The organism is Nonomuraea sp. B12E4 (genome assembly GCF_039871825.1).
In the GTDB taxonomy this organism is placed as follows: domain Bacteria; phylum Actinomycetota; class Actinomycetes; order Streptosporangiales; family Streptosporangiaceae; genus Nonomuraea.
Genome location: NZ_JBDPME010000059.1, coordinates 1 through 20,541, shown reverse-complemented (window position 1 = coordinate 20,541; position 20,541 = coordinate 1). Strand labels below are relative to the sequence as shown.

The window sequence follows — 20,541 nt, the reverse complement described above, 5'->3', positions numbered from 1 at the left end:
AGCGCTGGCGCACCCTTCAGCATTTGACGCTCAGCCCCTCACGAATTGGCGATGTGGCCCGAGCAGCGCTCGTTCTCACCCACTTCGAGCACGGACGGATCATGTGAAAGTCGCAGAGAAAACCTCAATGTACTGTTGGTGAACGCACCTGAAGAGGAGGCGGGCCGATGCCCGGAAGCAGGCTGACCCCTGAGGATCGCCGGAAGATCGCGACCTGGCTGGCCGACGGGCTGGGGTACGCCGAGATGGGCAGGCGGCTCGGCAGGCCCACGTCCACGGTCACCCGCGAAGTCACGCGCAACGGCGGGCCGGCAGGCTATCTGGCGGACCGTGCCCAGCAGACCGCCGAGCGGCGCGCCCGCCGGCGCAGGGCGGTCAAGGCCGCCGAGCCCGACGAGCGGCAGACCGAGGTGACACGCCGTTTCGTGGAAGAGTTCGCCACCTTGCTGGCCGGGACCGGGCTGCCCCGGATGTCCTCCCGGGTGTTCGTCTGCCTGCTCATCTCCGACTCCGGGAGCCTGACCTCCGCCGACCTCGTACGCCGGTTACAGGTCAGCCCGGCTTCGGTGTCCAAGGCCATCGGCTACCTCGAATCGATCGAACTGGTCGGACGGAGTCAGGAGCCAGGCGGGCGCCGCGAGCGGTACGTGATCGACGACGACGTCTGGCTCCGCGCCTGGAAAGCCGACACCGGGGCGCACGCCGAGGTCGCGGCGGCCGCGCGGCGCGGAACGAACATCTTCGGCGCTGACACTCCGGTCGGCACCCGGCTTCGCGAGATGGGCCGCTTCTTCGCCCGCATCAGCGACCACATGGACGACAGCGGCCTCACCCACGCCGCCGTGGCCGACGTGCTGACGGTGATCGCCGCGCTCGTGCACGCCGCCCGGCCGCTGGCCGCGGACGACCTCGCCACGGCACTGGACTGGCCCATCACGCGGACGGCCGATGCCCTGGACGCCGTCGGCCGCCGTCCGATCCTCTCCGACCCGCTCACTGTGAAGCGGCTCGGGCGCGACACGTACGCGATCGCCCCGAGACCGGACCGTCTGAGCTCCGCGCAACGCGAAGCGCTGATCGTCAGCCCGCGCTCGGCCCGCAGGACGCGAGGGTGACGAAGCCGAATGGACGTCGCAACCGCGATCCCTCCGTCCACACCGATCCCCCGCCGTGCGCTGATCCCGTGCTGCGCCCGCCCACTACGGCCTCTCAGCTCGAACAGGACGGGACAGCCCAGGGCCACGGCGAGGTGCAGGCGACTACCTGATCGTCACACGGACAAGTGCCCGAACGCGCTGCGCCAGGTTTCAAACCACTGACGAAACCACGGGTGAGACTGCGCCAGCGGGACGATGGAACGGACGGTCTCCTGGTAGTACGCACGGCGTTTCTCCGGCCGGGGATGGCTGTCCAGGCGTTGCACGTTGCTCAGTCGGTCCGCCAACTTGACCATCAGCGCATCAGCCGGTGCGTCCCGCAGGCGAGCCAGATACGCCGCCCGTACGTTCTCACGCGACTGACCCTCCGCCGCCGCGGGCTTGGTCACCCACTCGACCAGAACGGCGACACGGTCGCCACAGTGTTTCCTCACCTCATCCAGCGAGCAGTCGGTGTCTTCGACCACGTCGTGCAGGACGGCCGCTCGCAGCACGTCGATGTCGGTCGTGTTCACCGCCTCGGCCAGGACGGACACGGCCTCAAGCAGGTGCTGCACATACGGCTCACCGGCGGGTCGCCTCTGGTCGGCGTGCCAATGTGTCGCGAAGTCGACTGCTTCGTCCAGCAACATCAGGTCCTGTTCAGAAATGCGACTCGTCAACCGCCCACGCAAGGCCGGCCAACCGTCCACCGCCTCGAACCTCTGAAGCGCCATGACCACGCCCTTCCTCCTACCTCACCTGCCTGCGGAGCAGCGGCCAGGACGTACCCGCTGAAATACACACAATCACGGGACTGATCGAAGCCGCTGAACCACCGTTCGGCGAGAACGGCCGCAACGTCATCGACTGGAAGCCGATAGAGAAGCACTGGACCGATCTGATGCAACTCCCTCAGCAGCCGTTCAACCTCGGACTGCGAGATGACGAGAACGTACGGCTGTCGCATCGGTATATCGGACAGGTCGAGCGGGAGGGCGGAGAAGTGCACGCCCGGTATGCGCCGCCCGTGAAACCGGTCGAGCAGGCCTCGCTGATCGAGCACCTCCATCGTGCGGATGTGCAGGCCGCTCGCCCGCGATTCCATCGGCGCGGTTCCTGGAGGCGTCCGGGCACGAGCACGTCGACCCCGGCGAGCCGCGGTTCGCACGCGAGCATCAGCCCTGTCGGCCCCGCGCCGGCGATCACCACCTGTGTGTCTGTCATGGTCAACTCCTGCTGATCTGGCGCGGGGCCGCCACCGCGAGAAGCTTGTCCGGGTTGCGGATGGCGTAGAAGTTGGTGATCTCGCCGTCGGCGATCTCGAGCAGGAAGACGCCCTTGTGACGCGCTCCGCTGAGCACCAGCGCGGGCATGCCGTTGCAGGTGACCATCTCGATCCGCAGGTCCGGGTTGAACAGGCGCATGAGGACCGCGGCCACCTTCCGCGCGCCCACCACCGGCCGGCGCGCCGCGGTGGTCTTGCCGCCGCTGTCGGCCGTCCAGGTGACGTCCGGCGCGAGCAGGGAGAGCAGCCCTTGCAGGTCGCCGGTCGCAGCGGCGGTCATGAACTGCGCGGTGATCCGCTCGGTCGTCGCGGCGTCGGCGGGCTCGAAGCGCTTGCGGCGCGCCTGCACGTGCTCGCGGGCGCGGTGCGCCACCTGGCGCACCGTCGCCACGGACTTGCCCACCGCCGCGGCGACGTCGTCGTAGCCGAAGCCGAACACCTCGCGCAGCACGAACACCGCACGTTCATCGGGGGTGAGCGTTTCCAGCAGCACGAGCATCGCCATCGACACCGATTCGGCGAGCACCACGTCGGCCGAGGCGTCGTTCTCCTCCAGCAGCAGCGGCTCCGGCAACCACGGACCGACGTAGTCCTCGCGGCGGCGCGTGCTCGCCCGCAGCGCGTTGAGTGCCTGACGGGTCACCAGCCGCGCCAGGTACGACTTGGTGTCCCGCACGGTCGCCAGGTCCACGCCCGACCACCGCAGGTAGCTGTCCTGCAGCACGTCGTCGGATTCGGTGACCGAGCCGAGTATCTCGTAGACGATCGTGAACAGGAGGGGTCGCAGGAGGGTGAACCGCTCGGCATGCTCCTCGGCGCTCATGCGGAGGCGACCACGCGCTCGCCGCCCTTGGGCCAGATCAGGGAACCCGGCTTGCGAACCTCACGGCGGATCTTCCACACCCCGAGCTTGCAGGTCAGCTCCTTGTAGCCGGCGGTTATCCTGCCGCCGGTGTGGAAGTTCATCGCGGTGTCGTCCTTGCGGGCGAACTGCCGTACGGCCGTGCGCCTGCCGAGGCTGACGCACGCCCCGGAGAAGGCCAGGTTGATCGCCGCCGGATCCGTCCCCGCGATGCGGCTCAGCACGGTGTCGGCCGCCTGCGCGCCGAGCGGCCCGGCGGCATAGCAGCTCATCCGCAGCGCCTGACCCGACGGAGCGGCCGCGTCGCCGGCCGCGACGACGCGGTCGTCGTCGACGCTGGTCAGCGTCTCGTCGGTGAGCAGCCGGCCGAGCTCGTCGGTACGCAGCCCGCTCGCCGCCGCCAGCTCCGGCACCCCGAAGCCACCCGTCCAGATGGTCACCGCGCTCGCCCGCATCGCGCCGTCGGCGAGGACGACCGCGTCCTGCCGCACCTCGCTCACCTTGACGCCCTCCAGCACCGAGACCCTGTGCTTGGACAGCCATCTGGCCATGGCCCGGCGACTGGAGGAGCTGAAGGTGGGCGCCAGGGTCCTGCCGCACACCAGCGTGACCCTCCGCCCCTGCTCGGCCAGCTCGGCGGCCGTCTCGATGCCGGTCAAGCCGCCGCCGACCACGGTGACCGGAGCATCGGCGGGTAGCTCCTCCAGCCTGGCGCGCAGCCGCTGCGCGTACTCGAACTCGGCGATGTCGAAAGCGAATTCGGCCGCGCCGGGCACCGATGACGGCACGGCCCTGGTGCTGCCGACCGCGTAGATGACATAGTCGTAGTCCAGGCTGCGGCCCGACGCCAGGTGCACAGTGCGGGCGGCGGCGTCGATGCGCGTGGCGCTGTCGACGACCAGGTGGACGCCCTCGCCGAGCAGCGTGCCATAGTCGACCGTGGGGTCGCCGGTGCCGGCCACGAACTGGTGCAGCCGTACGCGTTCGACGAACTCCGGGCGCGGGTTGACCAGGCTGATGTCGACGTCGTCGCGCATCCGCAGCCGGTTGGCCGCGAGCGTTCCTGCGTAACCGCCACCGATGACCACGACCATGCGGGGTGCGTTGTGTTCGCTCATGCCCTCAAGACACCGTGGACCGCCGAGACGTGACACGGCGCGACGTGACACGCGTCACTCCACTCAAGAGCGCGGGGTATACGCGGCCGAAGCCTTCGGGCCACCCACGGCTGCGCCCGCGATACCGCCTCCCTCACCCCCGACGACTACGCCACCGTGACGCACCGCTGGTCCAGCACAGCGGGCCCTGACCGAGCCATGGGGCGGGTGCGCGCCGGCCACCCGGAACCGCAACCGCGCCGCCCTCGTCTCGTGGCTCACCTGGTGCCGCACCAAGAAGCACTGACCCGCCCCCTGCGTCCCCGCCGAGGCCGAACGCCGCAAGGCAAACCCTGACCAGACCCGGGCCGTGGCCAAGCCGACCATCCACCGGCTGCTGTCGCGCCGCGACATCCCGCTCCGGGAAAGCCCCTCTGGCGGATGCTCTACGAAACGGCGGCAAGAGCCGCCGAGATCCTCGCCCTCAACGTTGAGGACCTCGACCTGGAGAACCGGCGCCCTCCCGTCCGCGCCAAGGGCGGCGCCATCCCATAGGCGGGGTTGCCGATCGTCCAGGCGCCCGGCAGCCGGCGGAGCGGCGGGCTGGCGAGCGCGCCCCTCATCGGGGGTCGGTGTTCGGCAGGAGGTAGGTGTTGTGGAACAGCCTGACAGGCCGCCCGCTTGCCGGGCGCGAGTCCGGCTGCCGCCGGCGTTCGACGTACGGGCTGATCAGTTGGGCGATGGCCTGCCCGAGTCGCTCGGCCTCCTCCGGCGTCAGCCAGAGGGTGGCGCCGCCGCTCGCCAGCCTGCCCTTCCACGCCTGCGGCACCGGTGCCGTGGCCGCGGCCTTCATGCGCGAATGCTCCCAGTCCAGGAAGGCCTGATCCAGCGCGGACGCCGCCGACCGGCTGTCCTCGTCCGGCTGCTCGGAGTCCCAGGTCTGCTCGATGTCGATGAGCCGCCAGGGCCGGTCGCGTCCGGTCTGGCCCGGCGCGCGTTCGATGTACCCGAACTTCGCCAGCACCCGCAGGTGGAAGGAGCAGTTGGACGGGTTCTCGTCGAGGAGCTCGGCCAGCCGGGTGGCCGTGGCGGTGCCTTCGACGGCCAGCAGTTCGAGGAGTTGGATGCGCAAGGGGTGGGCGAGCGCCCGCATCGCTTTCGGATCCTTGATCTTCACGCATCCAACGTATGCACGAAACAAGTCTTTCGCAGTAACTCTTTCACATGCCAGGGAGTGAGAGCCGTGCCCAGGGCGCCGCCGATGCCGTCGTCTCGATCACGAGCGGGCCGCGCACGCCCGGCTCGACGCCAGTACCCCCGTGGAAGTAACCGCGGTTGTCTTCCCGCGTATGACGCCGAACAATAGCGCTGAAGGCCACGATTTAGCCTCGGAGTACAGCCATCCGCCACGAAGAAATTCACTGAAAAGGAGAAAGATGTCTCTGGCCACCAAAGGCTTCATCGGTGGAATCGCCGCCGCGCTCCTGCTGACGGTCGGATCGGCGTCCACCGCGCTCGCGTCGTCGTCCTCCATGTCCGACGGCGGGGTCTGTGTGACCCTTGCCTCCACATCGCGAGTGCTCTGCGTTCCGGGGACGCCCGGCGTCACGTCGCTGGTGGCGACGATCTCCTCGGCGCACAACGGGAGCCCGTACGCAGTACGGATACGGCCGGCCGAAGGAATCAGCGTCGGCTGTATAAAGCCTGGCGACACCGTCACCTATTCGCAGGATCTCAAGATCTCCGGCATTCAGGTGTTTCCCACCGCCACGTGCGCGGTGTAGCCAAGACCTTCGCTGGGAAGCACCCGCCTTCCCGGCCTCCCTTCCAGTCGCACCGCGCCGCCGGTCAGACGACCGGCGGCGCCCCCTTCTCCCACATCCCGCCACCTCCGGGAGATCGACGCCGTCGCTGCCGAGCCGACCACGCAAACGCTCGACCGGGACACCCCGGCAGGGCCTCTCGCCGCGGGCGCCTGGTCCCACATGGGCTGTCCGGGGCGGAAACAGTTCCGGGGACGTCGTGTGGACACCGAGACTTCTGCCATGCGTCATGTGCCTTCCCCAAGATCCCCGTCGCGTCGAGCGCCGCCGTCTCCGCCAACGGCATCTGGATCGCGACTGAGAAGATCCACGGAGTGCAGCTTGTCATCGTCTACGACCCAGGCCATGGTGAACAAACCACGGCTGGACAGCGCGCGGTCCAAGACAGGACCCGGGTCCTTCAGCGAACTCATGGACGAGGTCGTGCTCGATCTCACCGACGCCTTCCCCACCGCCATGGCCGCCCTCGGCGATGGCGAAGAAGACGAACTGCACACGTACCTGCGAGAGGTCGTCCAGGCGATGCGCCACGCCTGAGAACAGCCGGGACCGCTCGGCTGGGCACCCCAGCCGAGCGTCTTGCTGTTCGGTGGTTGATCACCGTGTTGCGACGGCCCCTGGAATGCGCCCCACGTCATGCCCAGGCTCGCCCTCCCTGGTCTGGGCGAGGATCCGGCGGATCTCCCGCAGGGCGGGCGTGGGGTCGGCGAGGTGCGGGTAGTGATCTGTTGTGGGCGCGACGATGTGCCGTCCGCGCGTGGAGAGTTTCGCGACCTGGGCGTGGTGCTCGATGGCTTCCTGGTCGCCGCCTGCGCTGATCACCGTCATCGGGAGGGGACCCCATGATCCCGGCACGGGCGGAAGGCCTCGGACCGCACGTGTACTGGCGTCGAACCCGCGCATTTCGGCAGCGGTGGCGGCCCAGGTGCCCGCGCCGACGACAACGGGAGCGTTGGCTCGGGTGAGGCGCGGTTCGCGGGGGTCGACCATCCATGCCCCCGTGCGCAGAAGCCCCACGCTGACGGCAAAAGACCACACGTTCGCCTGGGTCGCCGGGGTTCGTGCCGGGGGCACGCTGCGAACCGTCATCCCGTTCTCGCGCCCTCAGGGGCGGGTTCGCTCGTTGCTGCCGGGCCCTTTGTCACCATGCCGAGGGCCGATGAGGGCCCGCTTGCTCAGCCGGCCCGGTAACGAGACGCGAGACGCGGGCTCTGGGCCCCGAACGCGTCGAGGTCCGCGGCGAACACGGCCTCAAGGAGGCCGTAGTCCTCGACGCTGGGGGCGCTGACGGTCTCACCGAGTTCGATGCCGGTCAGGGCGGCGGTGACGACGTCCTCCGCGGGCATGCGAGGGACAGCCGACAGATCCAGGCCCTGCACCTCGTGGAACTCGGTGGCCACGACGCCGGGGCAGACGACATGCACGTTCACGCCGGTTCCCGCCAGCTCGGCGTGCAGGGTCTGCGACATGGCGACCGAGTGGGCCAGCGTTCCCGCGTAGACGGCGCGACCGGCCTTCTGCGCTGAGGGCCCCGAGAAGGCGAGCATTCCTGCGACGTTCACGACCGTTCCGGCGCCGCGCGTGATCATGCCGGGCAGTGCCGCGCGGGTCAGCATCGTCGGCGCGGTGACCTTGACGTTCACGAGTTCTCGTGCCTTCGCTGCGGGGAGCTGGTCCATCGGCATGTAGTGCGCGACGCCGGCGTTGTTGACGAGCATGGTCAGCGGCCGGCTCGCGCACAGCTCGGCCACGGTGTCGATGCCCTCATCGGTGGACAGGTCGGCTGTGACGACCCGCACCTCGGTGGGGAGCGAAGCCGCGAGTGCTTCGAGCCGTTCCCGTCGCCGCGCGACGACGATCAGATCGTAGCCGTCCCCGGCCAGACGCTCGGCGAATGCTGCGCCGATTCCCGAGGACGCGCCGGTGACGAGTGCGAGTGAAGACATGGTGTTACCCCTTATTCATGCGTTCGACGGGTGATCTGCGCCGTCGATGCACACCACCATCCGGTCCACGCCTCGGCCCAGCCAGGGCCCCCGCCAGCCAGGGGAGTGACAGGACCCCCGCTCGGACGGCTCGCGCCACCTATCGTGTGGAACATGACCGATGAGCAGAACCGGCTTGGAGCCTTCCTCCGGGCCCGCCGCGACCTCGTCGCCCCCGAGGAGGCGGGCATCCCCGTGGTGGGCGTGCGACGGGCACCCGGTCTGCGCCGCGAAGAGGTCGCGATGCTGGCCGGTATCAGCGCCGACTACTACCTGCGCCTGGAACGCGGCCGCGACCGCAGGCCGTCGGTACAGGTCCTCGAATCCCTCGCCCGGGTCCTGCGCCTCGACGACGTCTCGAAGGCGTACCTGCTCGGCCTCGCCGCAGACAGGCCCCGCCGCCGGCGACACCCGCGGAAGGAGATTCTCCCGCCCAGTACGGCCCAGTTCGTGTCGATGCTCCCGCTGCCCGCGTTCGTCGAGGGCCGCTACCTCGACATCCTCGCCGCCAACCCGTTGGCGGCCGCCCTCTCACCCCGCCTCGTCGTGGGCGCCAACCGGCTGCGGGACGTGTTCCTGGACACCGGCGAGCAGGATCTCTTCTCCCCCTTTTCGGAAGATGTCGCCGCCGGGCTGGTCGCCAGCTTCCGCGATGCGGTCGGCACCGAAACCGACGATCCGCGCTGCATCGAACTCGTCGGTGAACTTTCCCTCGCCAGCCCGCTCTTCCGGCAGTTGTGGGCCCGCCACGACGTGCGGCGCCGAGGCGGCACGGCAGTGGTGCACTTCAACCACCCACAGGTCGGCGAACTCCGCCTGCACAGGGAGAAGCTGCTCGTCACCGACACGGACGGCATCATGCTCGTCGTCTACCACCCCGACCCCGGCACCGACGACGCCGACAAACTGGCCCTCCTCGGCTCGGCAGTGCAGATTCCCCGTGGCCTCCCGAACCTCGGCCACGACCACCAGGCACAACGCTGAGAACGCCGCCCGCCCCATCTCCCGTACGGTCCAGGGTCAGGACTCGAGTCCGCGGCGGACGATGGCCAGCATGCGGGCGCGCGCCGCCGGGTCCAGGGCGTCGCGCTCGCGGTCGAGGCAGCCAGCGAGTAGCGCCTTGACGTCGGCGATGTCGGCGTCGGCACGGAGGGCGCCCGCCTCCTGGCCGCGCTGGAGAAGTCGCCCCCAGGAGCCCATGACGTCGTAGGCGTGGTCGGTGGCGGCGGCGTTGAAGTCGTAGCCGGCGCCCGCGAGCGCGTCGACCAGCCCCTTGTTGGCCGCGCCCTCCTCGACCATGAGGGAGAAGAAGGCGAAGAACGCCTCACCGGGCTCCTCGCCGCCGGCCAGGTCGCTCGCCGTGCGTACGAGGTGCGCCATCCGCTCCAGCAGCACCGCCTCGAACAGGGATTCCTTGGTGGGGAAGTGGCGGCTGACGGTGCCGGTGCCCACGCCCGCCCGGCGCGCGATCTCGTGCACCGGCACCGACAGCCCTTCCTTGGCGAAGGTCTCCGCGGCGACCTGTAGAACCCGCGCCCTGTTGCGCTGGGCGTCGGCGCGCAATGGCCTGCTCATCGAGGTGTGCTCCGGGGTCGATAGACAAGCGGGATGGCCGTCCCGTATATTCCGATTAACCGGGATGGCCATCCCGCATTCTATGTCATTCCCCTTGAACGAAAGGCCTTGCCATGCGTACGGTCGAACTCGGCGGCACCGGCATGGAGGTGCCCGCGCTCGGCCTGGGCTGCGTGGGGCTGAGCGAGTTCTATGGCCCCACGGACCGCGAGCAGTCGCTGGCCACCCTGCGGAAGGCCGCCGAACTCGGCGTGACCCTGCTCGACACCTCCGACTACTACGGCATCGACTTCGCCAACGAGCTCCTGATCGCCGAGTTCCTGGCCGAGCACGGGCACGACGGCATCAGCGTCGCCACCAAGTTCGCCACCATCCGCAAGCCAGGGACCGGCGACCTGGTCGGCGTACGCAGCGATCCTGAGCACGTCCGCAACGCCTGCGAGGCGAGCCTGCGCCGCCTGGGCGTCGATCACATCGACCTGTACTACCTGCATCATCCCGATTTCACGACCCCGATCGAGGACACGGTCGGGGCGATGGCCGAGCTGGTGGCCGCGGGCAAGGTGCGCCACCTCGGCCTGTCCAACGTGACCGCCGAGCAGTTGCGGGCCGGGCACGGGGTGCACCCGATCACCGCGGTGCAGAACGAGTGGTCGCTGTTCACCCGCGAGTACGAGGACTCGGTGGTATCGGTCTGCGCTGAACTCGGCATCGGCTTCGTCGCGTACTCGCCGTTCAGCCGCGGGTTCCTCACCGGGCAGATCACCTCCACCGATGGGCTCGCCGCGGACGACATGCGGTGTGACCTGCCCCGCTTCGATTCCGCCAACGCCGAGCACAACGCCGGCCTGCTCGCCCCGATCCGGCGCGTCGCCGACGCCCGGGGGGTGACGATGGCGCAAATCGCCCTCGCCTGGGTGCTACAACGCGCGGACGCCCACGGCATCACCGTCATCCCGATCCCCGGCACCCGCAGCCGGCGGCGGCTGCAGGAGAACGTCGGCGCGCTCGACATCACGCTGACCGACACCGAACTCGCCGCGCTCGAACCCATCGCCGCCCAGGTCAAAGGCGACCGCATGCCTCCGCCACCCGATCTGGACGCCTGAGGCCGGGGTCGCTCAGCCGCTTGTAGAAGAAGCTGCAGTCCTGGAGGGTGCCGTCCGGGGATCCGGCGTAGTCCGGGACGATGCCGTAGCGGGTCCAGCCACCGGTCAGGTATACGTGCTCGGCGGTGCTGCCGGTCTCGGTGTCCAGGAGCAGCAGGTCGGCCCCGGCCGCGAGGGCGGCCCGCTCGGCGGTGGCCAGCAGGGCACGCGACAGGCCCCTGCCCCGGGCGTCGCGGTGGACCATGAGCTTGACGATCTCGGCCCGATGGCGGGCGTTGGGCTTGGCGGCCAGCGCCAGACTGACGGTGGCGTGGACGCCGGAGCCGTCGCGGCTCACCCACACCATGAGCCTGCCGTCGGCCACCGCCCGCGCCTGGGCCCGCCACCAGGCGGCCGCCTCCGCGTGCCCGAACGGCGTCAGGAACCCCACGGACGCGCCGCTGTCCACGGCGTCGACCAGCAGGGCGGCCAGGTCGTCGATGCTGTCGCCGAACTCGGCGGCCGACAGCCGGGCGATGGTGTGCACGGTCTCGGCTCCTTCGCTGAGTGGAGTCATGGCAGGATGACTCCGCCGGGGCGGGGTCATGGCAGGACGACCAGGATCGCGTACCGGACCGGGCCGGGGCCCGGGCAGCGGAAGCGGGAGGCGCCCCACAGCCGGAACCGCAGGCAGTCGCCCGCCTCGACGGTGTGCGCGTGCCCGTCGGAGGTGATCTCCACCGAACCCTCCAGCACCCAGATGTGCTGCTCCAGGCCGGGCACCGGCGGCGCGTCGTAGGAGATGTCCGCCCCCGGCCGCAGGGTCGCCTCCACCACCTCGCCGCGCAGGCCCGGATGCGGCGGCGACACCGAGCGGCGGACGAACCCCGAGGTCTCGTCCCGCCACACCTCCTGCGCCGCCGCGCGGACGACCTGCGGCGGCTCGGACTCGACCTCGGCCAGCAACCGCGACATCGTGCGCTCGTAGACGGCGCACAGCTTGCCCAGCAGGGCGGCCGTCGGGCTGATCTCTCCGCGCTCCAGCCGCGACAACGTCGAGCGGCTGATCCCGGTCCGGCCCGCCAGCTCTTCCAGTGACCAGCCCCGCTCGACGCGCAGCTCGCCCAGCCGGGCCGCCAGCCGGGCCGCCACCTCCGGCTCATCTCCCATATTCGGGATGATATCCCAAATATGATCCTACCGACGGCGAATTTTGATGGTGCTCATGTCCGTCGCCGCGATCCGCAGCACCTCGTGCGGATGCCCGTGCGCCTCCAGCGCCTCCAGCGCTCCCAGTCCGGCCTCGTCCCCGTCCTCGCCCGCCACCTGGCAGCGGAACGTGAACACCGACACGCTCTGATCGTGGGTGAAGGTCCCGGCCTCGGTGAAATCGGTCCCGCCCGCCGCCCGCACGGCGGTCCGGCCGGCATCGTCCAGCCCGGTGAACTTCCCTCTGACCGTCACCCGGAACACGCTCATCCCTCCCGTACCGCATAGGCGAGCACCCGCTCGCCCAGCACGCTCTCCGCGGCGTCCAGCAACTCCAGCACGGCTCCGGCGATGGCCTCGGGCCGCTCCCCGGCCGCCGTGCGCCGCGCGATCTCGGCCAGCACCAGCGCGTGCAGGCACCCGATGTGCCAGGCCACCACCCGTGGCAGCGGATCGTCCGGCGCCGCGCCGGTCTCCTCGGCCAGTACGGCGGCCAGCGCGTCGGTCATCTGGTGGCCGAGATCCTCCAGCCGGGCCATCAGCGTGGGCGCGGCCCGCATCATCTCCAGCACCCGCCCGAACCCCGCGCTCAGCCCCACCTGCCGCTCGCGCCCGCGCACCTCCGAACGCAGCCGCGCCACCACCGCCCCGGCCGCCGACTCCCCCGGCGCCCGCTCGCGCACGATGTCGGCCAGCCGCCGTGGCGAGGCCTCCTCCGGCGGCAGGACGAGGTCCTCCTTGGCCTGGAAGTAGTTGTAGACGGTGTTCACCGAAACCTCGGCGGCCGCCGCTACCTCGGCGATCGTGACGTGCTCGAACCCGCGCTCCACGAACAGGCCGATGGCCACGTCGGAGATGCGCTGCCGGGTCTGCCGTTTCTTCCGCTCCCGCAGCCCTTCGACCATACAATGGAGTCTACTCCAAAATTTAAGTCCATTGCACTTTAGCGAGCCCGCCCGGGCGATCCGTCAGCGCTCCCGCCGGCGCAGGCTGTGGATCACGCCGCTCACCGTGGTACGCCTCAGCGCTTGTGGCCCATTCCGCCGGCGATGCAGAGCCCGCCCAGGCTCAGCGGCTTCTTGACGGGTCCCTCGGGCCGCCACTCCGGCAGGTGTACCACGCCCGGCTCGACCAGCTCCAGCCCGTCGAAGAAGCGCACGATCTCCTTCATGTCCCTGGCCCGTCCCGTGCCCAGCATCGCCAGCAGGACCCCTTCCAGATCCCGTACCTCCGGCGCGCACGAGCAGAAATGGGTGAGCTGCATGTAGCTGCCCGGGGCCATCCGCGACTTGTAGACGTTCACCAGCTCTTCCGGACCCTCGTCGTCGCCGAGGTGGTGGACGACGGCGACCAGCAGCATGCCGATCGGCCGGGAGAAGTCCAGGAAGCCCTCGACCTTCGGATGGTGGAAGATCGCCTCGGGCTCCCGCATGTCCGCGGTGATGACGCGCGTGTGCTCGTTGGTCTGCAGGATGGCCCGGGCGTGCGAGAGCACGATGGGGTCGATGTCGACGTAGACGACCCGCGCGTCGGGGTTGATCCGCTGGGCGACGGAGTGCGTGTTGTCCATCGTGGGCAGCCCGGAGCCGACGTCGAGGAACTGGTCGATGCCCTGCTCCGTCATGTACTTCACGCCGCGGAACAACATCGCGCGGTTCTGGCGCGCGCCCTCCCCTCTGTCGGGGAAGCGCTTCATCCCCTCCAGCGCGATGGCCCGGTCGACGGCGAAGTTGTCCTTGCCGCCGAGGAAGGCGTCGTAGACCCGGGCGATACTGGGCTTGCTGGCGTCGACCTCCGGAGGCAGGTAGTCCGGATCCTGGTGCGTCCAGTTCCCACCCTGGAGCTCCTCATTCATCGTGCCCTCCACCGCGGCTTGTCGATCTACGTCGAATGCGTTTGGAGCATAGCGTCCCTTTTGTGAAAGCACAGGAGTCAAATGAAACTTTCATCCGCCCATTCGCCCCAAAAAGGCACTAAGAAATATTTCGGGGAGGATCTGTAGAGAAGTAGTTGTTTTCCGTACTGGATCATCCGCTTGTGTCTCTCAGTTGATCCCCACGGGCGATACCCGCCGTTGTCGGTAACCACCGCCGGGTGGGGCCGCTCCCCCCAGTTCCAGCCGGGTTCGGGGAGGGGCAATTGTCGGTGGCGCCCGGCATGATGAGGCCATGACCGACGGACCCCCGCTCACCAAGCTGGCCGACGACACGGCCTACGCCGAAGCCGTGCAGCTCGCCGTGGACTCCGCCGCGGCCTACTACGCCGACGGCACCTCGACCATCGACGACGCCGCCTACGACCAGTTGGTGCGCGGCATCCAGGCCTACGAGGAGGCGCACCCCGAGTCGGTGCTGCCCTCCTCGCCCACCGGCAAGGTGGCCGGCGGGGCCGTGGTGGGTGACGTGCCGCACACCGTGCCCATGCTCAGCCTGGACAACGTGTTCGGCCCCGACAAGCTGGCCGACTGGGCGGCGGGGCTGGAGCGCAGGCTCGGCCGGGCGGTGACGGCGTGGAGTGTGGAGCCCAAGCTCGACGGGCTGGCGATCTCGGCCCGCTACCGGCACGGCCGCCTGGCGCAGCTCGTCACGCGCGGCGACGGCACCGCGGGCGAGGACGTCTCGCACGCCATCGGCACCGTCGTCGGCCTGCCCGACCGGCTGGCCGACCCGGTCACGGTCGAGCTGCGCGGCGAGGTCATGATGACCTCCGCCCAGTTCGAGGAGGCGTGCGCCAAGCGGCAGGCGCACGACGGCACCACGTTCGCCAACGCGCGCAGCGCCGCCGCGGGCACGCTGCGGGCGCAGGACCGTCCCTATGTCTGCGAGCTGACGTTCTTCGGCTATGGCGTGCTGCCGCCGCCGGATGACGACTCCGAGCCGGCCGTGCGGCTGCGCGAATCGCCGCACAGCGAGATCATGGAGTGGGTGGCGGCGCAGGGTGTGCAGACGACCGCCGCGACACCGGTGGCCGGGATCGTGGCCGGGACGCTGGAGCGGGTGCAGGAGCGGATCGGGGAGATCGCGGCCGCCCGCCCCGAGTTGCCGTTCGGCATCGACGGCATCGTGATCAAGTGTGATCTGGCCGCCGATCAGGCGCAGGCCGGATTCAGCTCGCGGGCGCCGCGCTGGGCCATCGCCTACAAGCTGCCCGCCACCGAGCGGGTCACCAAGCTGCTGAGCGTGGAGTGGAACACCGGCCGCACCGGCATCATCGCCCCCCGCGCGGTGCTGGAGCCGGTCGAGCTGGACGGCACCACCGTCACCTACGCCACCCTGCACAACCCCGCCGACATCCGCCGCCGGGGGCTGATGCTGGGCGACAGCGTGGTCATCTACAAGGCGGGCGACGTCATTCCCCGGGTCGAGGCCCCAGTCGTGCACCTGCGCACCGGTGACGAGAAGCCCATCGAGATCCCGCAGGCCTGCCCGTCCTGCGGCGGCGCGATCGACGCCTCCCAGGAGCGCTGGCGGTGCGTACGCGGACGCGACTGCCGGGCGATCGCCTCGATCGGCTACGCGGTCGGCCGGGACCAGCTCGACATCGAGGGCCTGGCGGAAAACCGCATCCAGCAGTTGCTGGACGCGGGATTGATCGCCGACTTCGCCGACCTGTTCTTCCTGACCCGCGAGCAGATCCTGAGCCTGGAACGGATGGGCGACACCAGCACCGACAAGTTGTTGGCCGCCTTCGAGCGGGCCAAGGGCCAGCCGCTCAGCAGGGTGTTCTGCGCGCTGGGCGTGCGGGGCACCGGCCGTTCGATGAGCCGCCGCATCGCCCGGCACTTCGGCAGCATGGACGCCATCCGCGCGGCCGACGCCGAGGCGATCCGGGCGGTGGAGGGCATGGGCCCGGAGAAGGCCCCGGTGGTGGTGGCGGAGCTGGCCGAGCTCGCCGGCCTCATCGACAAGCTGGTCAAGGCCGGGGTCACCATGACCGAGCCAGGATGGACACCACCGGCAGATCCCGGCGCCGCGTCGGAGGACGGTGACACGTCCGGGCTCCCGCTGGCCGGGATGTCCGTAGTGGTGACCGGCTCCATGAGCGGAGCGCTGGAGGCGCTGTCCCGCAACGAGATGAACGAGCTGATCGAGCGCGCCGGCGGCAAGGCGTCCTCCAGCGTTTCGGCGAAGACGTCGCTGCTGGTGGCGGGCGAGAAGGCAGGCTCCAAGCGGGCCAAGGCGGAGAGCCTGGGAGTGCGGATCGTCGACCCGGAGGAGTTCGCCACCCTCCTCGGCCCGTTGATCTGATTTGAGCTGGGCGGGTGGGGATTCGCTGGGGCCGGGCCGCTGAGGGTTCGCCCAGCCCCGAAGAGTTCGACCGCTACGAGCGGCTGATCACCGCCGTGGACCGCGCCCGGGCGAGCGGCGCCGTCTGTCGGCCGGAGGGGCGGTGCTTCCCGCGACACCCGTCACGGCGGCCGCCTCCGCTAGGGTGCTCGCCGTGGTGCTGGAAACGGTCAGCAGGGTCGGCCGGCGGTGTGGTCGCATGGGACATGCGGGCGGCGGGCCTTGTTGAGGACGTCGAAAGGACGGCCGCCGGTGCGGTGGTGATGGTCCGTGACGGTGTCGTGGCGCTGGACACCAGGACGGGCAAGAATGTGTGGCACTATCGCAGGCCGGGAGCGTCGGCCGTGCAGGTCCCTGACTTGACGCGTTCCGTCCGGGCGGCGCTGCCGCGCTCAAGACTGCCTGCAGGGGCTGACGCGCCCCGCCCGTAACCCTGCGGTGCTGATTAATCATCCGGCCCGGTCAATCGCATGGTTGCCTTCCTCAGACCGAGCCTTCCAGGCGTGAGCTGAGCGCGTCAGCCAGGTCAGACCCGCCAGACGACCAGGGGAACGCCAAGTGCGAAGGCTCGAGTCGTTCGGCCGGATCTCAGTTGAGCAGCGTCACAAGCTGCTCCTCCTCGTAGTCCAGGTGGGCCTCCAGCTCCTGGATGAGCCGGTCGACCTCGCGCTGAAGGGTTTCGGGTGCGAGGTCGTCGGTGGACAGGAGGTGCTGGAGCCGTTCGAGGAGTTGCTGGACGACGACGTGCTCGGCGCGCAGCCGCTCCAGGGCCGGGGCGAGCCGCGGATGGCGGCGCTCCAGCGCGGGGAACATGTGGCGGTCCTCCCGCTCATGGTGCACGTGCAGGCCCTGGCACAGGGTCAGGCAGTTGACGCGCAGTTGCGCGCCCACGCGCGGTCCGGACGCGGCGACCTCGCGGCGGATCAGGGCCAGCTCCCGGCGGAAGGCGTCGTGCACGGTCCTGAGCATGTCGCCCAAGGGCCCGGCGGGCGGGCCGTCCTCGGCCGGGACGAGCGCGACCACCGGCAGCACCCTGCCCGACCTGTCCTGATAGTGACCCCAGCCGGGGTCGGCCGCCACGGCGCGGGCGAACACCCCCTCGCGCTCCTCGCCCGTCAGCACGGCCGCCTTCGCCCGATAGGTGAAGACGCCGTCCTCGACGGTGACGTCGGGGTTGGCGAGCAGGTTGTGGTACCAGGCCGGGTGCGTCGGCGCGCCGCCGGCCGAGGCGATGACCAGGACGCGGTCACCGCCGTCGGGCAGGTAGCCGAGCGGCGTCGTATGGCGGGCGCCCGTCCTGGCGCCGACGGTCGTGAGAAGGAGCAGCCTGGCTCCCTCGAAGGGGCCTCCGACCCGGCCCTTGTTGGCCCGGAATTCGTCGATGACCTGCTGGTTGAAGTCTGTGGGCATGTTGTTCGGCTCCAAGCGGGATGGGTGTCGATGACATGGGAAACCCGCACGGACATGCCAAAAGCGCGGCTAAACCGCCAAAGGCGTGGAACGACGTGCGGGTGCGGTGCGCTCAGGCACGACCACAGGTGTGTGAAGTCACGGCGTCATCCCCTTGATACGGCGCCTCCATGCCGCCCCCGTCCTCCCGGGCGGCGGCACGCGACGCGATCACCATTAGAGGCACACCCGTCCACGCGTTGTCAACGCCGTCCCTCACGCGGGGACTCGGGCCCGCCTGTGCTCGGCGAGCAGCATGGCCACGAGGAGCACGACCAGGATCGCGAGCTCCGCCAGCGCCGCCCACAGCCCGGCCGCGGCGGCGACCAGCGCGACGACCGCGACCGCGCCCCTGATCCAGGTCCAGGGCAGCTTGAGCATCCGGCGGAACCAGAAGTCGCCGGCGAGATACAGGAACACGCCCAGGGCCAGAACGATCGCCGCGGACGGCTTGAGGGGGTCGAAGGGATGCCCGATGGCCTTCTTGATCCCGACGGCCACGGCGACGACGCCGAGCAGCATCGGTATGTGCCCGTAGAAGTAGGCGCCCAGGATCATCCTGGTCCGCTGCACCGGCTCGGCCGCGGCCAGGGCGTGCTCGGCGGCCGTCTCGTCGTTCCCGCCGAAGTACGCCCACCACAGGCACGCGCCCAGGCACAGGCCGAGCGCCCCCGCGATGCCGAGGCCGAGGCCGACCTCCAGGTCGGCGGCGCCGATCCCGATCGCCAGCATCGACTCGCCGAGCACCACGATCACCAGCAGGCCGTGCCGTTCGACCACGTGTGGGGCGCGCAGCACGAACCCCCGCTGGCCGATGAAGTAGGGGCTGCCCCACAGCAGGACGAGCGCGGCGGTCCACGGCAGATAGGCGTAGGGCGGGTCGAGGAACCCGGCGACGCCGATGAGCACCGTCGCGGCCAGGTTGAACGGCACCACACGCATGATCGCCCTGGTGGCCTGCAGGTAGAGGGCGCCGTGCACCAGGATCAGCAGCAGGTAGCCGATGGCGAAGGCGACCCCGCCGCCGCTGAAGGTGGTGGGGATGGCGAGCGCCATGATGAGGAACCCGGTCATGCCCAGCAGGACCAGGATCCGGCGGGTGGGCCGTACCGGCGGGACGGAGTTGAGCAGCCAGACGTAGCCGGAGTACATCCACCACATCACGCCGAACACCAGCAGCACCTGCAGTGCGCTCTCGCCGATGCTCACCGCCCGATGGCCGGGCTGCGGCGTCTCCAGGCCGGCGACCAGCAGGGCGGTCAACTGTGTGATGGTGAAGACGAAGACCAGGTCGAAGAAGAGCTCCAGGGTGGAGACGCGCAGGTCGGGCTCGGGCACGGCGGAGATGGGCCGCTCGGCGAACCAGGCTGGGAGCCGCATGGTGGTGGGGGACCTTTCCAGGGGGACGGTCGTCGGGGGCCGGGCCGCCGGTGCGCGCGTACCGGCGGGCCCGCGGGCGTGCTGCCGGTTCAGGGCTGGTACGGCGGGGCGACTCCCCAGCCCCAGTGCGGGACCGGCGCCTGGGCCGGCGGGGTCGCGCCCGGCTGGGAGTTCTGCACCGCGATGCGGGTCCCCCACTCGATGTAGCCGAAGAAGGCAGCCCGGAACTCGGGGTCGCCCGGCAGCCCCACCTCGTCGGCCGCGTCCATGAGCAGGGACACCCACCGGCGGCGCTGGTCCTCGCGGATGTGCTTGCCGAGGTGGTGGGCCAGCATCCGGGGGTAGCCGCCGAGTTCGCTGGTGTAGCGGTCGGGGCCGCCGAAGACCTCCGACAGCCAGATCGCCACGTGCTTCGGGTGGCCGGGGCTCATGTGCGCGAACAGGGGGCCGATCAGGTCGTCGGCGATCACGTGGCGGTAGAACACCTCGGTGAGCTGCTCGAACGCCTCCGCTCCGCCCGCCCAGTCGAACAGCGTCGGCTCGGTCTTGACGATGGTCTGCTCGTAGTGCCGCATCTCCTCGATGTTGGACACGTACGGCTTGATCTCCGCGAAGAACTCGGCGAAAGGGGTGCTGCTCCGGAAGCCCACCATGTGGTCCTCTGCCGAGGTCCAGGCGATCCGCAGGATGTAGCACTCGGGCTCGTCGACGCACCGTGACAGCTCGTAGTCCAGGCACTGGGGCGCCTGGCCCAGGGGCACCACCGCTCGGCGGTAGGCCGCCTCGAACTCCTCCGCCGCCGTGGGGACGCGGTAGCGGATGTACTCAACGATCAAGATTCCTCCCGATATTGTAATCAAGTAATCATTGGCACATTGGCACATTAGGGGATTTCGGGCTTGATGTCGCTTGCCCTCGATCGGTGGCGGCGGCCGTCCAGGTCGATGCGCGGCCGCCGACGGCGGGAAGTATGACATCGAGTGTCATATCCCGGAAGGTGGGGGAAGGTCTGGCGGGCTCGGGGACGCCGCTGGCCTCTGCAGCAGCGGGTTGAAGCCGGCGATGGGATCGAGGCCGCCCAGCCAGCCGGCCAGACAGGCGCGACCGCCACGCCGCAGCATCTCCAGGGAGTCGAGGATGGTGCTGTTGCCCACCAGGTCCGCTCCCCCTGGCCGCCCCACCGCTCACTTCCCACGTTACGCCGCACCGACCGGTGCCCCCGGTTTGGTGGCCCCAGCAGTGTGCTGGTTCAGGACATAGGAAACCCATGTCGCAAGACATAGGAAACTTCAACAGAGTGTGTCTCGGGACATAGGCAACCGCCGTTGTCATGAACGTGGGCGGTGTGTCCAAGGCCAGAGTT

Annotated in this window: 23 protein-coding genes; 6 read left to right on the top strand and 17 right to left on the bottom strand. The window is 69.9% G+C overall.

Annotated features, from left to right (window positions below; all coding sequences use genetic code 11):
• The first annotated feature begins 167 nt into the window (after nucleotides 1-167).
• Nucleotides 168-1,115 carry a helix-turn-helix domain-containing protein gene (locus ABGB18_RS48615; RefSeq protein WP_347702525.1) on the top strand — a complete coding sequence of 316 codons (948 nt, stop codon included), beginning with the start codon at nucleotides 168-170 and terminating at the stop codon, nucleotides 1,113-1,115.
• A gap of 155 nt (nucleotides 1,116-1,270) precedes the next feature.
• Here ABGB18_RS48615 and ABGB18_RS48610 read toward each other — a convergent pair whose 3' ends face one another.
• The 5 genes from ABGB18_RS48610 to ABGB18_RS48590 all read right to left on the bottom strand — a co-directional run bounded on the left by ABGB18_RS48610 (nucleotide 1,271) and on the right by ABGB18_RS48590 (nucleotide 5,560).
• Nucleotides 1,271-1,873, bottom strand: coding sequence for an HD domain-containing protein (locus tag ABGB18_RS48610; RefSeq protein ID WP_347702526.1), 603 nt, complete (start codon nucleotides 1,871-1,873; stop codon nucleotides 1,271-1,273).
• Nucleotides 1,816-2,208, bottom strand: coding sequence for a hypothetical protein (locus tag ABGB18_RS48605; RefSeq protein ID WP_347702524.1), 393 nt, complete (start codon nucleotides 2,206-2,208; stop codon nucleotides 1,816-1,818). The genes ABGB18_RS48610 and ABGB18_RS48605 overlap by 58 nt, the downstream gene beginning before the upstream one ends.
• A gap of 157 nt (nucleotides 2,209-2,365) precedes the next feature.
• Entirely contained in the window at nucleotides 2,366-3,247 is an 882-nt protein-coding gene (gene sigJ / locus ABGB18_RS48600; protein ID WP_347702523.1) for an RNA polymerase sigma factor SigJ, read from the bottom strand.
• Complete coding sequence (locus tag ABGB18_RS48595; protein ID WP_347702522.1) at nucleotides 3,244-4,404, bottom strand: FAD-dependent oxidoreductase; 1,161 nt, start codon at nucleotides 4,402-4,404, stop codon at nucleotides 3,244-3,246. Before ABGB18_RS48595 ends, sigJ begins: the two co-directional genes overlap by 4 nt.
• Before the next feature lie 598 nt (nucleotides 4,405-5,002).
• Nucleotides 5,003-5,560 (bottom strand): winged helix-turn-helix domain-containing protein, encoded by a 558-nt coding sequence (locus ABGB18_RS48590; protein ID WP_347702521.1) that lies wholly within the window; start codon nucleotides 5,558-5,560, stop codon nucleotides 5,003-5,005.
• A gap of 259 nt (nucleotides 5,561-5,819) precedes the next feature.
• Between ABGB18_RS48590 and ABGB18_RS48585 the strand changes: the two genes are divergently transcribed.
• Both ABGB18_RS48585 and ABGB18_RS48580 read left to right on the top strand, forming a co-directional pair.
• Complete coding sequence (locus ABGB18_RS48585; RefSeq protein WP_347702520.1) at nucleotides 5,820-6,167, top strand: hypothetical protein; 348 nt, start codon at nucleotides 5,820-5,822, stop codon at nucleotides 6,165-6,167.
• Between the two features lie 384 nt (nucleotides 6,168-6,551).
• Complete coding sequence (locus tag ABGB18_RS48580; protein ID WP_347702519.1) at nucleotides 6,552-6,743, top strand: hypothetical protein; 192 nt, start codon at nucleotides 6,552-6,554, stop codon at nucleotides 6,741-6,743.
• Between the two features lie 60 nt (nucleotides 6,744-6,803).
• Here the strand turns inward: ABGB18_RS48580 and ABGB18_RS48575 are convergent, their stop codons facing one another.
• Together ABGB18_RS48575 and ABGB18_RS48570 are read right to left on the bottom strand one after the other, a co-directional pair.
• Nucleotides 6,804-7,034 (bottom strand): hypothetical protein, encoded by a 231-nt coding sequence (locus ABGB18_RS48575; protein ID WP_347702518.1) that lies wholly within the window; start codon nucleotides 7,032-7,034, stop codon nucleotides 6,804-6,806.
• A gap of 347 nt (nucleotides 7,035-7,381) precedes the next feature.
• Nucleotides 7,382-8,152 (bottom strand): SDR family NAD(P)-dependent oxidoreductase, encoded by a 771-nt coding sequence (locus tag ABGB18_RS48570; RefSeq protein WP_347702517.1) that lies wholly within the window; start codon nucleotides 8,150-8,152, stop codon nucleotides 7,382-7,384.
• A 153-nt stretch (nucleotides 8,153-8,305) separates the two neighbouring features.
• Here ABGB18_RS48570 and ABGB18_RS48565 point away from each other — a divergent pair, with 153 nt between their 5' ends.
• The gene (locus ABGB18_RS48565; RefSeq protein ID WP_347702516.1) at nucleotides 8,306-9,175 is read left to right on the top strand and encodes a helix-turn-helix transcriptional regulator; all 870 of its coding nucleotides are present in this window, start codon (nucleotides 8,306-8,308) and stop codon (nucleotides 9,173-9,175) included.
• Nucleotides 9,176-9,211: 36 nt separating this feature from the next.
• Here the strand turns inward: ABGB18_RS48565 and ABGB18_RS48560 are convergent, their stop codons facing one another.
• Nucleotides 9,212-9,766, bottom strand: coding sequence for a TetR family transcriptional regulator (locus ABGB18_RS48560; protein WP_347702515.1), 555 nt, complete (start codon nucleotides 9,764-9,766; stop codon nucleotides 9,212-9,214).
• 113 nt (nucleotides 9,767-9,879) lie between these two features.
• Here ABGB18_RS48560 and ABGB18_RS48555 point away from each other — a divergent pair, with 113 nt between their 5' ends.
• Nucleotides 9,880-10,875, top strand: a complete 996-nt coding sequence (locus ABGB18_RS48555) for an aldo/keto reductase (RefSeq protein WP_347702514.1) — start codon at nucleotides 9,880-9,882, stop codon at nucleotides 10,873-10,875.
• Here the strand turns inward: ABGB18_RS48555 and ABGB18_RS48550 are convergent.
• The 5 genes from ABGB18_RS48550 to ABGB18_RS48530 form a co-directional block, all read right to left on the bottom strand.
• Entirely contained in the window at nucleotides 10,832-11,401 is a 570-nt protein-coding gene (locus ABGB18_RS48550) for a GNAT family N-acetyltransferase (protein ID WP_347702513.1), read from the bottom strand. The two genes, ABGB18_RS48555 and ABGB18_RS48550, sit on opposite strands and share 44 nt — an antisense overlap.
• 56 nt (nucleotides 11,402-11,457) lie before the next feature.
• The gene (locus ABGB18_RS48545) at nucleotides 11,458-12,024 is read right to left on the bottom strand and encodes an XRE family transcriptional regulator (protein WP_347702512.1); all 567 of its coding nucleotides are present in this window, start codon (nucleotides 12,022-12,024) and stop codon (nucleotides 11,458-11,460) included.
• A gap of 27 nt (nucleotides 12,025-12,051) precedes the next feature.
• Nucleotides 12,052-12,333 carry a DUF6204 family protein gene (locus ABGB18_RS48540; protein ID WP_347702511.1) on the bottom strand — a complete coding sequence of 94 codons (282 nt, stop codon included), beginning with the start codon at nucleotides 12,331-12,333 and terminating at the stop codon, nucleotides 12,052-12,054.
• Nucleotides 12,330-12,968, bottom strand: coding sequence for a TetR/AcrR family transcriptional regulator (locus tag ABGB18_RS48535; protein WP_347702510.1), 639 nt, complete (start codon nucleotides 12,966-12,968; stop codon nucleotides 12,330-12,332). The genes ABGB18_RS48540 and ABGB18_RS48535 overlap by 4 nt, the downstream gene beginning before the upstream one ends.
• A gap of 116 nt (nucleotides 12,969-13,084) precedes the next feature.
• Nucleotides 13,085-13,918, bottom strand: a complete 834-nt coding sequence (locus ABGB18_RS48530; protein ID WP_347702509.1) for an SAM-dependent methyltransferase — start codon at nucleotides 13,916-13,918, stop codon at nucleotides 13,085-13,087.
• 313 nt (nucleotides 13,919-14,231) lie between these two features.
• Here ABGB18_RS48530 and ligA point away from each other — a divergent pair, with 313 nt between their 5' ends.
• Nucleotides 14,232-16,310: an NAD-dependent DNA ligase LigA gene (gene ligA / locus ABGB18_RS48525; RefSeq protein WP_347702508.1), complete on the top strand. Its 2,079-nt coding sequence runs from the start codon at nucleotides 14,232-14,234 to the stop codon at nucleotides 16,308-16,310.
• Nucleotides 16,311-16,937: 627 nt separating this feature from the next.
• Here ligA and ABGB18_RS48520 read toward each other — a convergent pair.
• The 4 genes from ABGB18_RS48520 to ABGB18_RS48505 all read right to left on the bottom strand — a co-directional run bounded on the left by ABGB18_RS48520 (nucleotide 16,938) and on the right by ABGB18_RS48505 (nucleotide 20,332).
• On the bottom strand, nucleotides 16,938-17,759 hold the full coding sequence (locus tag ABGB18_RS48520; RefSeq protein ID WP_347702507.1) for a nitroreductase/quinone reductase family protein: 822 nt from the start codon (nucleotides 17,757-17,759) through the stop codon (nucleotides 16,938-16,940).
• 255 nt (nucleotides 17,760-18,014) lie between these two features.
• Nucleotides 18,015-19,178: a low temperature requirement protein A gene (locus ABGB18_RS48515; protein ID WP_347702506.1), complete on the bottom strand. Its 1,164-nt coding sequence runs from the start codon at nucleotides 19,176-19,178 to the stop codon at nucleotides 18,015-18,017.
• Nucleotides 19,179-19,267: 89 nt separating this feature from the next.
• Nucleotides 19,268-20,014 carry an antibiotic biosynthesis monooxygenase gene (locus ABGB18_RS48510; RefSeq protein ID WP_347702505.1) on the bottom strand — a complete coding sequence of 249 codons (747 nt, stop codon included), beginning with the start codon at nucleotides 20,012-20,014 and terminating at the stop codon, nucleotides 19,268-19,270.
• A gap of 147 nt (nucleotides 20,015-20,161) precedes the next feature.
• Complete coding sequence (locus ABGB18_RS48505) at nucleotides 20,162-20,332, bottom strand: hypothetical protein (protein WP_347702504.1); 171 nt, start codon at nucleotides 20,330-20,332, stop codon at nucleotides 20,162-20,164.
• Nucleotides 20,333-20,541 lie beyond the last annotated feature (209 nt).

Bases quoted from the DNA above. Each gene is read 5' to 3' on its own strand.
- ABGB18_RS48555 (WP_347702514.1), top strand. From the start codon at position 9,880: ATGCGTACGGTCGAACTCGGCGGCACCGGCATGGAGGTGCCCGCGCTC.
- ABGB18_RS48615 (WP_347702525.1), top strand. From the start codon at position 168: ATGCCCGGAAGCAGGCTGACCCCTGAGGATCGCCGGAAGATCGCGACC.
- ABGB18_RS48540 (WP_347702511.1), bottom strand. From the start codon at position 12,333: ATGAGCGTGTTCCGGGTGACGGTCAGAGGGAAGTTCACCGGGCTGGAC.
- ABGB18_RS48520 (WP_347702507.1), bottom strand. From the start codon at position 17,759: ATGCCCACAGACTTCAACCAGCAGGTCATCGACGAATTCCGGGCCAAC.
- ABGB18_RS48530 (WP_347702509.1), bottom strand. From the start codon at position 13,918: ATGAATGAGGAGCTCCAGGGTGGGAACTGGACGCACCAGGATCCGGAC.
- ABGB18_RS48580 (WP_347702519.1), top strand. From the start codon at position 6,552: ATGGTGAACAAACCACGGCTGGACAGCGCGCGGTCCAAGACAGGACCC.
- sigJ (WP_347702523.1), bottom strand. From the start codon at position 3,247: ATGAGCGCCGAGGAGCATGCCGAGCGGTTCACCCTCCTGCGACCCCTC.
- ABGB18_RS48595 (WP_347702522.1), bottom strand. From the start codon at position 4,404: ATGAGCGAACACAACGCACCCCGCATGGTCGTGGTCATCGGTGGCGGT.
- ABGB18_RS48515 (WP_347702506.1), bottom strand. From the start codon at position 19,178: ATGCGGCTCCCAGCCTGGTTCGCCGAGCGGCCCATCTCCGCCGTGCCC.
- ABGB18_RS48545 (WP_347702512.1), bottom strand. From the start codon at position 12,024: ATGGGAGATGAGCCGGAGGTGGCGGCCCGGCTGGCGGCCCGGCTGGGC.
- ligA (WP_347702508.1), top strand. From the start codon at position 14,232: ATGACCGACGGACCCCCGCTCACCAAGCTGGCCGACGACACGGCCTAC.
- ABGB18_RS48605 (WP_347702524.1), bottom strand. From the start codon at position 2,208: ATGGAGGTGCTCGATCAGCGAGGCCTGCTCGACCGGTTTCACGGGCGG.
- ABGB18_RS48575 (WP_347702518.1), bottom strand. From the start codon at position 7,034: ATGACGGTGATCAGCGCAGGCGGCGACCAGGAAGCCATCGAGCACCAC.
- ABGB18_RS48565 (WP_347702516.1), top strand. From the start codon at position 8,306: ATGACCGATGAGCAGAACCGGCTTGGAGCCTTCCTCCGGGCCCGCCGC.
- ABGB18_RS48570 (WP_347702517.1), bottom strand. From the start codon at position 8,152: ATGTCTTCACTCGCACTCGTCACCGGCGCGTCCTCGGGAATCGGCGCA.
- ABGB18_RS48535 (WP_347702510.1), bottom strand. From the start codon at position 12,968: ATGGTCGAAGGGCTGCGGGAGCGGAAGAAACGGCAGACCCGGCAGCGC.
- ABGB18_RS48610 (WP_347702526.1), bottom strand. From the start codon at position 1,873: ATGGCGCTTCAGAGGTTCGAGGCGGTGGACGGTTGGCCGGCCTTGCGT.
- ABGB18_RS48585 (WP_347702520.1), top strand. From the start codon at position 5,820: ATGTCTCTGGCCACCAAAGGCTTCATCGGTGGAATCGCCGCCGCGCTC.
- ABGB18_RS48560 (WP_347702515.1), bottom strand. From the start codon at position 9,766: ATGAGCAGGCCATTGCGCGCCGACGCCCAGCGCAACAGGGCGCGGGTT.